Annotated in this window: 11 protein-coding genes and 1 tRNA gene; 5 read left to right on the top strand and 7 right to left on the bottom strand. The window is 73.1% G+C overall.

Annotation, left to right across the window (positions count from 1 at the left end):
* Positions 1-15 precede the first annotated feature (15 nt).
* Positions 16-468, bottom strand: coding sequence for a GatB/YqeY domain-containing protein (locus IN07_RS08530; protein WP_036335156.1), 453 nt, complete (start codon positions 466-468; stop codon positions 16-18).
* Between the two features lie 66 nt (positions 469-534).
* On the opposite strand from IN07_RS08530, the gene IN07_RS08525 reads away from it, so the two are divergent.
* The 3 genes from IN07_RS08525 to IN07_RS08515 all read left to right on the top strand — a co-directional run bounded on the left by IN07_RS08525 (position 535) and on the right by IN07_RS08515 (position 3,606).
* Complete coding sequence (locus IN07_RS08525; RefSeq protein ID WP_052091039.1) at positions 535-1,440, top strand: metallophosphoesterase; 906 nt, start codon at positions 535-537, stop codon at positions 1,438-1,440.
* Positions 1,441-1,528: 88 nt separating this feature from the next.
* A tRNA-Pro gene (locus IN07_RS08520) sits at positions 1,529-1,605 on the top strand.
* A 195-nt stretch (positions 1,606-1,800) separates the two neighbouring features.
* On the top strand, positions 1,801-3,606 hold the full coding sequence (locus tag IN07_RS08515) for a S9 family peptidase (RefSeq protein ID WP_036335154.1): 1,806 nt from the start codon (positions 1,801-1,803) through the stop codon (positions 3,604-3,606).
* A gap of 247 nt (positions 3,607-3,853) precedes the next feature.
* Here IN07_RS08515 and IN07_RS08510 read toward each other — a convergent pair whose 3' ends face one another.
* Positions 3,854-4,906, bottom strand: a complete 1,053-nt coding sequence (locus IN07_RS08510; protein ID WP_036335152.1) for an aspartate-semialdehyde dehydrogenase — start codon at positions 4,904-4,906, stop codon at positions 3,854-3,856.
* Entirely contained in the window at positions 4,903-6,168 is a 1,266-nt protein-coding gene (locus IN07_RS08505) for an aspartate kinase (RefSeq protein ID WP_036335149.1), read from the bottom strand. Before IN07_RS08505 ends, IN07_RS08510 begins: the two co-directional genes overlap by 4 nt.
* Positions 6,169-6,735: 567 nt before the next feature.
* On the opposite strand from IN07_RS08505, the gene IN07_RS26665 reads away from it, so the two are divergent.
* Complete coding sequence (locus tag IN07_RS26665; RefSeq protein ID WP_052091038.1) at positions 6,736-7,368, top strand: helix-turn-helix domain-containing protein; 633 nt, start codon at positions 6,736-6,738, stop codon at positions 7,366-7,368.
* 157 nt (positions 7,369-7,525) lie between these two features.
* Positions 7,526-9,259: a 2-isopropylmalate synthase gene (gene leuA / locus IN07_RS08495; protein WP_081975276.1), complete on the top strand. Its 1,734-nt coding sequence runs from the start codon at positions 7,526-7,528 to the stop codon at positions 9,257-9,259.
* Between the two features lie 44 nt (positions 9,260-9,303).
* Here leuA and mnhG read toward each other — a convergent pair whose 3' ends face one another.
* Genes mnhG through IN07_RS08475 form a run of 4 tightly spaced genes read right to left on the bottom strand, consistent with a single transcriptional unit; the run spans position 9,304 to position 12,447 of the window.
* Entirely contained in the window at positions 9,304-9,795 is a 492-nt protein-coding gene (mnhG, locus tag IN07_RS08490; protein WP_081975275.1) for a monovalent cation/H(+) antiporter subunit G, read from the bottom strand.
* Positions 9,792-10,133: a monovalent cation/H+ antiporter complex subunit F gene (locus IN07_RS08485; protein WP_036335146.1), complete on the bottom strand. Its 342-nt coding sequence runs from the start codon at positions 10,131-10,133 to the stop codon at positions 9,792-9,794. Before IN07_RS08485 ends, mnhG begins: the two co-directional genes overlap by 4 nt.
* Positions 10,130-10,723 (bottom strand): Na+/H+ antiporter subunit E, encoded by a 594-nt coding sequence (locus IN07_RS08480; RefSeq protein WP_052091037.1) that lies wholly within the window; start codon positions 10,721-10,723, stop codon positions 10,130-10,132. The genes IN07_RS08485 and IN07_RS08480 overlap by 4 nt, the downstream gene beginning before the upstream one ends.
* Positions 10,720-12,447, bottom strand: coding sequence for a Na+/H+ antiporter subunit D (locus IN07_RS08475; RefSeq protein ID WP_231558061.1), 1,728 nt, complete (start codon positions 12,445-12,447; stop codon positions 10,720-10,722). Before IN07_RS08475 ends, IN07_RS08480 begins: the two co-directional genes overlap by 4 nt.
* Between the last annotated feature and the right edge of the window lie 6 nt (positions 12,448-12,453).

Raw genomic sequence — 12,453 nt, 5'->3', positions numbered from 1 at the left:
TGAGCGCGCCCCCGCTCAGCCGAGCTGGCGGCGCACCTCTGCGGCCACCCGGCCGCCGTCGGCCCGACCTGCCACCCGGCCTTGCACGGCGCCCATGACCTTGCCCATGTCCTTCATCCCGGCGGCACCGGTCGTGGTGATCACGTCCGCGACGAGCGCGGTCAGATCGGCGTCCTCGAGCTGGGCGGGCAGGTAGGTCGCCAGCACGCCCTCCTCGGCCTTCTCCCGCTCGGCCTGGTCGGCGCGGCCGGCACCGGCGAAGGCGTCGGCCGCCTCACGGCGCTTCTTCGCCTCCCGGCGCAGCACCGCCTGCACCTCCTCGTCGCTCAGCTCCCGGGCCTCCTTGCCGGAGACCTCCTCGGCGGTCACGGCGGAGAGCACCATGCGCAGCGTCGCGGTGCGCAGCTCGTCGCGGCCCTTCATGGCGGTGGTCAGGTCGGCACGCAGTCGGTCCTTCAGCTCAGGCACGGTGCAGAGCCTGCCACCTCCGCCCGGACCGGGACGACGCAGTTCCCCTCCCCCTAGGCTCAACGCATGCGCGCGACCACCGCCGTCCCTGCTGCCCTGCTGGCCACCGGCGCCGCCACCGTCGCCTACGCCGGCCTCGTCGAGCGCACCCACTGGACCCTGCGGCGCTTCGACGTCCCGGTGCTGCCGCCGGGCTCCCGGCCGCTCACCGTCCTGCAGCTGTCGGACCTGCACATGACCGCCGGCCAGCACAGCAAGCAGGCCTGGGTCGCCGGGCTCGCCGCCCTGCACCCGGACGTCGTCATCACCACCGGCGACAACCTGGCCGGGATGGACGCCGTCCCGGCGACGCTGCGGGCCCTGGAGCCGCTGATGGAGCTCCCCGGCGCCTTCGTGCTGGCGAGCAACGACTACTACGCACCCCGGCCGAAGAACCCGCTCAAGTACTTCAAGACCGAGCACAAGCGGGTGCACGGTGACGAGCTCCCGTGGCGCGAGCTCCGCGACGGGATGACCGCGCGGGGCTGGCTGGACCTCACCAACCACACCGGCACGCTGACCGTGCGCGGCGTCCGGATCGCCCTGGCCGGCGTCGACGACCCGCACCTCAAGCTGGACCGCTACGACGACGTCGCCGGCCCGGCCGACCCCACGGCCGACGTGCGGATCGGGCTGGTGCACTCCCCGGAACCGCGGGTGCTCGACCGGTTCACCGCCGACGGGTACGACCTGCTGCTGTGCGGGCACACGCACGGCGGGCAGCTGCGGGTGCCCTTCTACGGCGCCCTGGTCACCAACTGCGGCATCGACCGCGAGCACGTGCGCTGGCTGCACCGGTGGGCAGAGCCCTCCGGTGCCGCCCCGAACGGCACCTGGCTGCACGTCTCGGCCGGGCTGGGCACCAGTCCGTACGCGCCCGTGCGGTTCGCCTGCCCCCCGGAGGCGACGCTGCTGACCCTCACCGCACGGTAGGAGGACCCGCGCCTGCCCCTGCTCTGCAGGGGAGCCCCGGGGGGTCGCAGCGCCGACGAGGGCGTCGGTTACAGTTGTCGACGCACCGCGGGGTGTGGCGCAGCTTGGTAGCGCGCGTCGTTCGGGACGACGAGGCCGCAGGTTCAAATCCTGTCACCCCGACCAGTCACTCAGGGACCGCCGATCCGGCGGTCCCTGAGTGCGTTCCGGGGCCCGGCCCCTCTGCCGGCGCGGGTGCGCGCCTGCTGGCCCGGGAGGACGCGTCGGAGCACTCCGTCCGCGATGCCGGCGTCGAGCGGCCGGCCGCCGGCAGGGCGCCCGCTGCGGAGGCGGCCGTCGGCACAGGGGGAAGATGACCCGGTGACCGCCGAGCCATCGCCGAACCCGCCCGCACCCGCCCTCCCCGAGGAGGTCACCGCGCGCTGGCAGGCCCGGTTCCGCGCCCCTCGGGTCAGCCTGCCCGACTGGGCCGAGGACGCCCCGCAGCGCAGCCTGTACGCCTCCGACGTCAGTGGGGTCGTCGAGCAGTACGCCTGGGACCGCGAGACGGACACCCACCGCCAGGTCACCGACCGCGCCAACGGCACCCTGGCCGCGACGCTGACCCCCGACGGCGAGACGATCTGGTGGTTCGCCGACACCGACGGCGACGAGTTCGGCATCTGGATGACCCAGCCCTTCGCCGGCGGACCGGACGTCGTCGCCCTGCCCGAGGTGGGTCCGGCCTACCCCGCCGGCCTGGAGCTCGGGCACACGGTCACCGCGGTGGGTCGCTCCACCGACGACGGCAGTGAGCTGTGGATCGCCCCGGCCGGCGGCACGCCGTCGGTGTTCTACGCCTCGCCGGACACCGCAGGGGTCGACGCGCTGTCCCGCGACGACTCGCTGCTGGTCTTCTCGCACTCCGAGCACGGCGACCCGCGTTACCCGGCGCTGCGCGTGCTGCGCACCGCCGACCTCTCCCTGGTCGCCGACAAGTGGGACGGCGAGGGCCGCGGCCTGCACGCGCTGAGCTTCTCCCCCTCCCCCGGCGACCAACGGCTGCTGGTGGGCCACGAGCGCCGTGGCCGCGAGGAGCTGCTGATCTGGGACGTCGCTGCCGGCACCGAGACCGAGCTGGTGCTCGACCTGCCCGGCGACGTCACCGCCGGCTGGTACCCGGACGGCTCGGCGCTGCTGGTCGGGCACGACCACGCCGCCCGCAGCGAGCTGTACCGCTACGACCTGGGCTCCGGGTCGCTGGAGCAGCTCGACACCCCCCGTGGCGTGGTCCGTGGCGCGACCGCGCGTCCGGACGGCACCGTGGAGCTGGCCTGGTCGTCGTCCGAGCTGCCGCCGGTGATCCGCCGGGCCGACGGCCCGGTCGTGCTCGCCGCGCCGGGTGAGGCACCGCCGGCCGCCTACCCCGTGGAGGACCGCTGGGTGCCCGGTCCGGGCGGCGACGTGCACGCGCTCCTGGTCCGGCCGGCCGGCGAGGGACCGTTCGCCACCGCGTTCCTCGTCCACGGTGGCCCGGAGTCGCAGGACGACGACTCCTACCGCGCGCGCCGGGCGGCCTACGTCGATGCCGGGTACGCGGTCGTGCACGTCAACTACCGGGGCTCGACCGGCTACGGCAGCGAGTGGCGCGACGCGCTCACCGGGCGACCGGGGCTGACCGAGCTGGAGGACGTCGGCGCCGTCTACGACGCCCTGGTCGCCGAGGGCGTGGTCGACCCGACCCGGACGATCCTCTCGGGCGGCTCGTGGGGCGGCTTCCTCACCCTGCTGGGCCTGGGCACCCAGCCCGAGCGCTGGTCGGCCGGGATCGCCGAGGTGCCGGTCGCTGACTACCTGGCTGCCTACGAGGACGAGATGGAGGGGCTGCGCGCCTACGACCGTGCGCTGTTCGGCGGCTCACCGGAGGAGGTGCGCGACGTGTACGTGCGCTCCTCGCCGATCACCTACGTCGACGCGGTGGCCGCCCCGGTGCTCGTGGTCGCGGGCGCCAACGACCCGCGCTGCCCCATCCGCCAGATCGACAACTACCTGGCCGCGCTGACCGAACGCGGCAAGGACCACGAGGTCTACCGCTTCGACGCCGGCCACGGCTCCCTGGTGATCGAGGAGACCATCCGCCAGGTAGAGGTCGCCCTCAGCTTCGCACTCCGCCACGTGAAGCCATAGGAACAGGGCGCTCAGTGCAGGGCCGGGTCGCCAGCGCGGGTCCGAGTACGGACCGCGACACCGCAGCGAAGCTGCTGGTGGTCGCCCGGCGCGGGGCCGAAGGCTCCCGACGGGCGACCACCGCGTGCCGCAGTCGTCGCCCGTCGCGGCGGCCGGAGGCTGCCCGACGAGCGGCGACCCAACGGCTCAGCGCAGCCCGGGCACGGCTCCTGGCCGCGGTGTGACCCGGAGGGTGACAGGGTGCACCTCACCGTGACGCAGCGATCAACTCCGCGATCTGCACGGTGTTGAGCGCCGCCCCCTTGCGCAGGTTGTCGTTGCTGATGAACAGCGCCAGCCCGCGGCCGTCATCGACGCCGGGGTCCTGCCGGATCCGGCCCACGTAGCTCGGGTCGTTCCCCGCCGCCTGCAGCGGGGTCGGGACGTCGACCAGCTGCACGCCCGGCGCACCGGACAGCAGCTCGGTCGCCCGGGCCACCGACAGCGGCTGGGCGAACTCGACGTTCAGCGACAGCGAGTGCCCGGTGAAGACCGGCACCCGGACGCACGTGCCGGACACCCGCAGGTCGGGGATGCCGAGGATCTTGCGGCTCTCGTTGCGGAGCTTCTGCTCCTCGTCGGTCTCGAAGCTGCCGTCGTCGACGATCGAACCGGCCAGCGGCAGCACGTTGAACGCGATCGGCGCCACGTACTTCACCGGCTCGGGGAAGGTGACCGCGGAGCCGTCGTGGGCCAGTGCGTCGGCCTTGTCCACGACCGCCTTGGCCTGCCCGTGCAGCTCCTCGACGCCGGCGACGCCGCTGCCGGAGACCGCCTGGTAGGTGCTCGCGATGAGCCGGACCAGGCCGGCCTCGTCGTGCAGCGGGCGCAGCACCGGCATCGCGGCCATGGTGGTGCAGTTCGGGTTGGCGATGATCCCCTTGCGGATCTCGCTCAGCGCGTGCGGGTTGACCTCGCTGACGATGAGCGGGACGTCGGGGTCGCGCCGCCAGGCGGAGCTGTTGTCGATGACCGTGACGCCGGCGGCGGCGAAGCGGGGCGCCTGCGCCCGGGAGGTCGTCGCGCCGGCGGAGAAGATCGCGATGTCCAGGCCGGTCGGGTCGGCGGTCGCGGCGTCCTCGACCGTGATCTCGCCGTCGCCCCAGGGCAGCGTGCTGCCGGCCGACCGGGCCGAGGCGAAGAAGCGCAGTTCGCTGAGCGGGAAGCGGCGTGCGGCCAGGAGCTCGCGCATCACGCCGCCCACCTGGCCGGTGGCGCCGACGATGCCGACCCGCAGGCCGTCGGTGGAGAAGGTGCTCATCGTCCGGTCCCTCCGTAGACCACTGCCTCGGCCGCGTCGGAGCCGAGGTCGAAGGCGTCGTGCACCGCGCGGACGGCGAGGTCGACGTCGGTGTCGCGGCAGACCACCGAGATCCGGATCTCGGAGGTGCTGATCAGCTCGAGGTTCACCCCGGCGTCGGCGAGCGCGCCGAAGAACTTGGCCGAGACGCCCGGGTGCGAGCGCATGCCCGCGCCCACCAGGGACACCTTGCCGATGTGCTGGTCGAAGCTGATGTCGGTGTAGCCGACCGTGTGCTTGACCCGCTCGAGGGCGGCGATGGCGGTGGGGCCGTCGCTGACCGGCAGGGTGAAGGAGATGTCGGTCAGCTTCGCCTCGCTGGAGACGTTCTGCACGATCATGTCGATGTTGACCTCGGCGTCGGCCAGCACGCGGAAGATCTGCGCTGCCTCGCCCGGGCGGTCGGGCACCCCGGAGACGGTGATCTTGCCCTCGCTCCGGTCGTGCGCGACGCCGGTGATGATCGCCTGTTCCACGGTGAGGTCCTCCATCGAGCCGGCCACGATCGTGCCGGGGAGCTGTGAGTAGGAGCTGCGGACGTGCACCGGGATGCCGTACCGGCGGGCGTACTCGACGCAGCGGAGCATGAGCACCTTCGCCCCGGAGGCGGCCAGCTCGAGCATCTCCTCGTAGGTGATGGTCTCCAGCCGCTTGGCGTTCGGCACGATCCGCGGGTCGGCGGTGAAGACGCCGTCGACGTCGGTGTAGATCTCGCAGACGTCGGCGCGCAGCGCGGCCGCGACGGCCACGGCGGTGGTGTCCGAGCCGCCGCGACCCAGGGTGGTCACGTCCTTGGTGTCCTGGCTGACGCCCTGGAAGCCGGCGACGATGACGATCGACCCGTCGTCCAGCGCGTCCCGCAGCCGGCCCGGCGTGACGTCGATGATCCGCGCCTTGCCGTGGCTGGAGGTGGTGATCACCCCGGCCTGCGAGCCGGTGAACGACCGCGCCTCGTACCCGTGGGTCGAGATCGCGATGGCGAGCAGCGCCATGGAGATGCGCTCGCCGGCGGTCAACAGCATGTCCAGCTCGCGACCCGGTGGGTTCGCGGTGATCTGGCTCGCCTGGTCGAGCAGTTCGTCGGTCGTGTCGCCCATGGCTGAGACGACGACGACCACGTCGTCGCCGTTCTTCTTCGCCTCGACGATGCGCTCGGCCACACGCTTGACGCGTTCGGCGTTCGCGACAGAGGAGCCGCCGTACTTCTGTACCACCAAGGCCACGGGCTCAGGCTACCGGCGCGACGCGACTGCCCCACGCCCGCACGGCAGGCCATGCGGCGGTCGCCCACCACGCCTGCAAGCTGTGCGCCCGTTGCGCTCGCCCGCCGGACGGGAGGGCCCCTCCGAGCACAGGAGCCGCAGGTCCTCCGCCGCGACAGGCGCCACGGCTCTCAGCAGTCCTGGGGCCGTCGCGCGCCCGTGGCTCCTCGGCAGGCCTCCGATCGCCGCAGGCCGGTGACTCGCGCCAGGCCCACAGGTAGCAGGGCTGCGGGGCCCGCGGCAGTTCTGTGAGGCCCGCGGCCCGTGCTGGCACCAAGAGCAGTGTCGGAGCCAGTAGTGCTCTGGCGCACCAGTGCAGCCAGAGCACTACTGCTCGCGACCTGCTCGGCACCCCTCGCTCCGGAGGGCTCTGTCCACAGTTCTCGGGTGAGTGGTGCCAGCCGGCGGCTGGGTCGACACGCTCGCTCCGTGTCAGAGCCAGAGCCAGAGCCGGGATCGGGAACCGAGCCGGGACCGGAGTGCCGTCGAGAACCCGCGGCGGCTGCGCCGGGCAGCACGAACGCCGACGTGGCGGGGCTGCTGCGTCGGGTGCGGCGGCTGGCCGACATGTCGCAACGGGAGCTGGCCGGGGTGGCCGGCGTGTCCCGGGACCGGCTGGGGCGGGCGGAGGCCGGCCGTGGCGACCTGCGCGTCGGCGAGTTCAGCCGCATCGTCTCGCTGGCCCGGCTCCGGCTGGTCCTCCTGGACGCGCAGGGGCACGAGGTGGCACCGATGTCCCCGGCCACCGTCCGGGACCGCGGCGGACGCCGCTTCCCCGCACACCTGGACACCCGACACGGGGACGAGGGCTGGTGGTCCGGCCCACACCGCTACACCCGCAGCCCGCCGGACTTCACCTTCGACCGGGACCGCCGCGACCGGGACTCCCGGCGCAGTGAGCGCGGCACGGCCGACGACCACCACGTGCACCGCCCCGGCGACTCCCTGGCCGAACGCGCCGCCGCGCGGAAGTGGGCAGCCCTCCGCCGCCAGCGGGAGCGGCGGGAGGCCGCGTGGCGCGCGAGGCGCGCGGCCGGCGACCTCGGTGGCCCCGACTGGGGCACCGGCTGCACCTGCCCGCCCGGCTGCGAGTACGCCGAGGGCTCCAACGAGGACCTCGGGCACGCACCGGCCTGCGCCTGCGGCTGCGACGTCGCCTGACCCGCTGCTACGGTTGCCCCGTGCGCGGCAGCCTCCTGCTTATCAGCCGCGGCGAGGCCCTCTCCTAGGTCGGCTCCCTCGCCGCGGTGATCGCGCGTCCCCGGGCGCCAGCTGACCGCATCCCGGAGCTGTCCGCAGCCCGCCAGAGGAGCCCCCCGTGAACGAGAACCACCCGCACGCCCGCAATCCCCAGCGCCCCTCGCCGATGCCGATCGGCAAGTACGCGCCCTTCGCTCCCGTGGCGCTCCCCGACCGCACGTGGCCGGAGACGACCACGACGGCCGCCCCGCGTTGGTGCGCCGTCGACCTGCGGGACGGCAACCAGGCGCTGATCGACCCGATGACCCCCGAGCGCAAGCGGCGGATGTTCGAGCTGCTGGTGCGGATGGGCTACAAGGAGATCGAGGTCGGCTTCCCGGCGGCCAGCCAGACCGACTTCGACTTCATCCGCGAGCTGGTCGAGGAGGACCTGGTCCCCGACGGCGTCACCGTCCAGGTGCTCACCCAGGCCCGGGACGAGCTGATCGAGCGGACCTTCGAGTCCCTGCGCGGCGCCAAGCAGGCGATCGTGCACCTCTACAACTCGACCTCCACGCTGCAGCGCCGGGTCGTGTTCGGCCAGGACCGCGCGGGCATCACCGACATCGCCGTCCACGGCGCACAGCTGGTGCGCAAGCTGGCCGAGCAGGCCGGGGACACCGAGATCCGGTTCCAGTACTCCCCCGAGTCGTTCACCGGCACCGAGCTCGACTTCGCCGTCGAGGTCTGCAACGCCGTGACCGACGTCTGGGAGCCGACCCCCGACCGGCCGACCATCCTCAACCTGCCGGCGACCGTGGAGATGGCCGAGCCGACGGTCTACGCCGACCAGATCGAGTGGATGCACCGCAACCTGGGCCGTCGCGACTCCGTCGTGCTGAGCCTGCACCCGCACAACGACCGGGGCACCGCGGTGGCCGCTGCGGAGCTGGGCCACCGCGCCGGCGCGGACCGGATCGAGGGCTGCCTGTTCGGCAACGGCGAGCGCACCGGCAACGTCGACCTGGTGACCCTGGGCCTGAACCTGTTCAGCCAGGGCATCGACCCGCAGATCGACTTCTCCGACATCGACGAGATCCGGCGCACCGTCGAGTTCTGCAACCAGCTGGGCGTGCACGAGCGGCACCCCTACGGCGGCGACCTGGTCTACACCGCGTTCTCCGGGTCGCACCAGGACGCGATCAACAAGGGGTTCGCCGTCATGAAGGCCGACGCCGCGGCGGCCGGTACCAGCGTCGACGAGATCCCGTGGGCGGTCCCCTACCTGCCGATCGACCCCAAGGACGTCGGCCGCAGCTACGAGGCCGTGATCCGGGTGAACAGCCAGTCCGGCAAGGGCGGCGTCGCCTACATCATGAAGACCGAGAACCACCTGGACCTGCCGCGCCGGCTGCAGATCGAGTTCAGCGCCGTCGTCCAGCGGCACACCGAGGACGAGGGCGGCGAGGTGACCGCCGAACAGATGTGGACCGCCTTCTCCAGCGAGTACCTGCCCGACGCCGACGCCCCCTGGGGCCGGTTCGCCCTGAGCGGGCACGAGCACACCGCGTCCGGCGCCGGCCCCGACGAGCTCACCGCCCAGCTCGTCGACTCCGGGGTGCCCACCACGGTGCACGGCCGCGGCAACGGCCCGATCGCCGCGTTCGTCGACGCACTGGCCGGCATGGACGTCGACGTCCGGGTGCTCGACTACGCCGAGCACGCGCTCTCCTCCGGCGGCGACGCGCGGGCGGCCGCCTACGTCGAGTGCGCCGTCGGCGAGCGGGTGCTGTGGGGCGTCGGGATCGACGCCAACATCGTCACCGCGTCACTGCGGGCGGTCGTCTCCGCGGTGAACCGGGCCCAGCGGTAGGACCGCCGCCGTCCGGGTGTGGCAGGACGCCGCACCCGGACGGCTCAGCCGCGCGGTTCTCGGGCCGGCTCGTCCACAGCCTGATCGCCGGCTCCGTCGTCCTCGTCGACCTGCGGTTCCGTCTCGTCGCCGATCGGTGCATCCGCCGGCTGGTCGCCGCGTCGCCCCTCCTCGCCCGCGGTCACCTCCGCGCCGCGGGGGGCCACCCCCAGCTCGTCGACGAACAGGCTGTCCCGTCCGACGTGCCCACGCCGGTAGGCGATCCGGCTGACCATGTGCGCGTTGACCGGCGCGGTGATCAGCTGGAACACCGCGACCAGCAGCAGCATCCAGGTGGCCGACCAGCCGGAGAGCCGGATCGCCCCACCGACCATGATCAGCAGCACCCCCATGACCTGGGGCTTGGTGCCGGCGTGCATCCGGGACAGGACGTCGGGGAAGCGCAGCAGCCCGACACCGGCGGTGAGGCAGAGGAACGCCCCCGTCAGCAGGCAGGCCAGGGCGATCCAGTCGGCCAGCGACTCGACGTCGTTCACGGTCTCTCCGTCCCCTCGTGACCCTGGACCTGCTCGGCCGCCGGTGAGACCCCCAGCTCCTCGACGTCCGCGCCGGTGCGCAGCAGCATGCCGCCGACGTAACGGGCGACGGAGATGGCACCGACGAAGACCAGCAGGGCGACGACCACCAGCACCGGGACGACGGTGGGGTCCCGGTTCACGGCCGCGTGCACGGCGAGGCCGGCCGTGACGATGACCAGGATGGTGTCCGTGGCCACCACCCGGTCCAGCAGGGAGGGCCCCAGCGCCAGTCGGATCATCGCCAGGACCGCGCCCAGCCCGAGCATCCCGAAGATCAGTGCCACCACCGGGGTCATCGGGTGGGCTCCGTGGTGGCAGGGGCAGCGGCGTGCCCACGGGGTGGTTCCTGGTCCAGCCGGGCGATGTCCGCCGCGGACCCGAAGGCGCGCACCACCCGCCGCTCGGTCGCCAGCACGTCCGCGCGCTGGCGTTCGACGTCGGCCTCGTCACCGACGTCCAGCACGTGCACCCCCAAGGTCATCCGCCGCCGGTCCAGGTCCATCACCATCGAGCCGGGTACCAGCGTGAGGGTCTGGGCGATGACGCTGAGCAGCAGGTCCGAGTCGGTGCGCAGCTGCACCAGGAGCACGGCGCTCTGCCGGATCCCGCTGGGCCGCAGCGTCTGCCAGGCGACCTGCGCACTGGAGACGATGAGGTTCACCAGGAAGTGCCCGAGGAAGTACAGCGCCGCCACCGGGTGGAGCCGGCCGCCACCGGTGACCGCGGGCAGCGGAAGGACCACGGTCACCGTCAGGGCGACCAGCAGCCCGGTGATGAGGTTCGCCCAGGACCAGGTGCCCCACAGCAGGTTCCAGATCAGCACCAGCCAGACGATCAGCGGCAGCCGGAGCCGCAACCGGCGGACGGGCGAGTCGATGACGGTCACCCGCCCACCTCCGCGCCGTAGACGGCCTCGATGTAGGGCGTCCGCTCCCGCAGGTCACCGGCGGACCGCGTGGTCATCCCGTACAACGGCCCGGCGATCACCGTGAGGCCGACGGTCAGCAGCACCATCGTGGTGGTCGCCGCCATCATCACCGCCGGCAACGGGCGCGTCGACGGCCGGGAGCCGTTCGCCCCGCCAGTCGGCTGTCCCTCGCCGCCGGCGGGCGCCGCCGTCGCCACCGCGACGTGCCGCTGCCAGGCTCCCCGGCGTCCGGTCCGGCGGGCGGTGGTGGTCGAGGTCGCCCCGCCGGCCAGCCCCTCGGGCAGGGGCTCCTCGGCCGGCTCCTCGCCCCCCGCCGGGTCGTCCTCGGCGCCGTCGTCCGGTCCGGCGTCGCGCGCCGCGGCGGCTGCCGTGTCGGCGGACGCAGCCTGGGTCGGCGGCCGCCAGAACGCCCGGGTCCAGACCCGCGACATGGCCAGCAGGGTGAGCAGGCTGGTCACCACCGCACCCCCCACCAGCACGTACACCTGCCAGCCACCGACGGCGATCCCCGCGTCCAGCAGGCCGACCTTGCCGATGAAGCCGGAGAACGGGGGGATGCCGGCCAGGTTCATCGCCGGCACGAAGAAGAGCACCGCCAGCACGGGGGACGCGGTGGCGAGCCCGCCGAGGCGCGCCGTCGACGTCGTGCCGCCCCGCCGCTCGATGAGCCCGGCGACCAGGAAGAGGGTCGTCTGGATGGCGATGTGGTGGACGACGTAGAAGATCGCGCCGGCCAGGCCGGCCGTGGTCGCCAGCGCGATCCCGAAGACCATGTAGCCGATGTGGCTGACCAGGGTGAAGGACAGGATGCGCCGGACGTCGCTCTGCGCGACCGCGCCGAGGATGCCGACCAGCATGGTGGCCAGGGCGGCCCACATGAGCACGTCGTCGAGCGCACCGCCGGGGAACAGCAGCGTCTGGGTGCGGATGATCGCGTAGACGCCGACCTTCGTGAGCAGGCCGGCGAACACGGCGGTCACCGGGGCCGGGGCGGTCGGGTAGCTGTCGGGCAACCACGCCGACAGCGGGAACACCGCCGCCTTGATGCCGAAGGCGATCAGCAGCATCGCCTGCAGCATCAGCTGGGTCCCGTCGGGCAGCTCCGGGAGCCGGATGGCCAGCTGGGCCAGGTTGACCGTGCCGGTCGCCGCGTAGATCAGGGCGATCGAGGCGAGGAAGAGCAACGAACTGAGCAGGCTCACCACGACGTAGGTGATGCCGGCCCGGATCCGCGGCGCCGAGCCGCCCAGGGTGAGGAGCACGTAGCTGGAGGTCAGCAGGACCTCGAAACCGACGTAGAGGTTGAACAGGTCCCCGGCCAGGAAGGCGTAGCTCACACCGGCCATCAGGACCAGGAACGTCGGGTGGAAGATCGACAGCGGCGTCTCCTCGTCGCCGTCGGCCGTGCCCTGGCCCACGGCGAACACGAGGACGCCCAGCCCGACCGTGCTGGCCACCACCAGCATCAGCGCGGAGAGCCGGTCGACCACGAGCATGATCGCCACCGGGACCGGCCAGTCACCCACGGCGACCGCAGCCGCACCCTCGGCGTCGGCGATGAGCAGCAGGGCGACCGACACCCCGACCACCCCCGCCAGCACCGCGATGCTGACCGCCCGCTGCACCCGCGGGTGACGACCGACCAGCAGTGCTGCGGCCGCCCCGAGCAACGGCAGCAGCACCGGCAA

Source organism: Modestobacter caceresii, assembly GCF_000761485.1.
GTDB classification, from domain to species: domain Bacteria; phylum Actinomycetota; class Actinomycetes; order Mycobacteriales; family Geodermatophilaceae; genus Modestobacter; species Modestobacter caceresii.
Note: the sequence above shows the minus strand (reverse complement) of the source record. Positions and strands in the feature narration are given on the sequence as shown.

What these genes read in the sequence shown, in the direction of transcription:
- IN07_RS08525 (WP_052091039.1), top strand. Translation starts at nt 535, where the DNA reads ATGCGCGCGACCACCGCCGTCCCTGCTGCCCTGCTGGCCACCGGCGCC.
- IN07_RS08510 (WP_036335152.1), bottom strand. Translation starts at nt 4,906, where the DNA reads ATGAGCACCTTCTCCACCGACGGCCTGCGGGTCGGCATCGTCGGCGCC.
- IN07_RS08485 (WP_036335146.1), bottom strand. Translation starts at nt 10,133, where the DNA reads ATGACCCCGGTGGTGGCACTGATCTTCGGGATGCTCGGGCTGGGCGCG.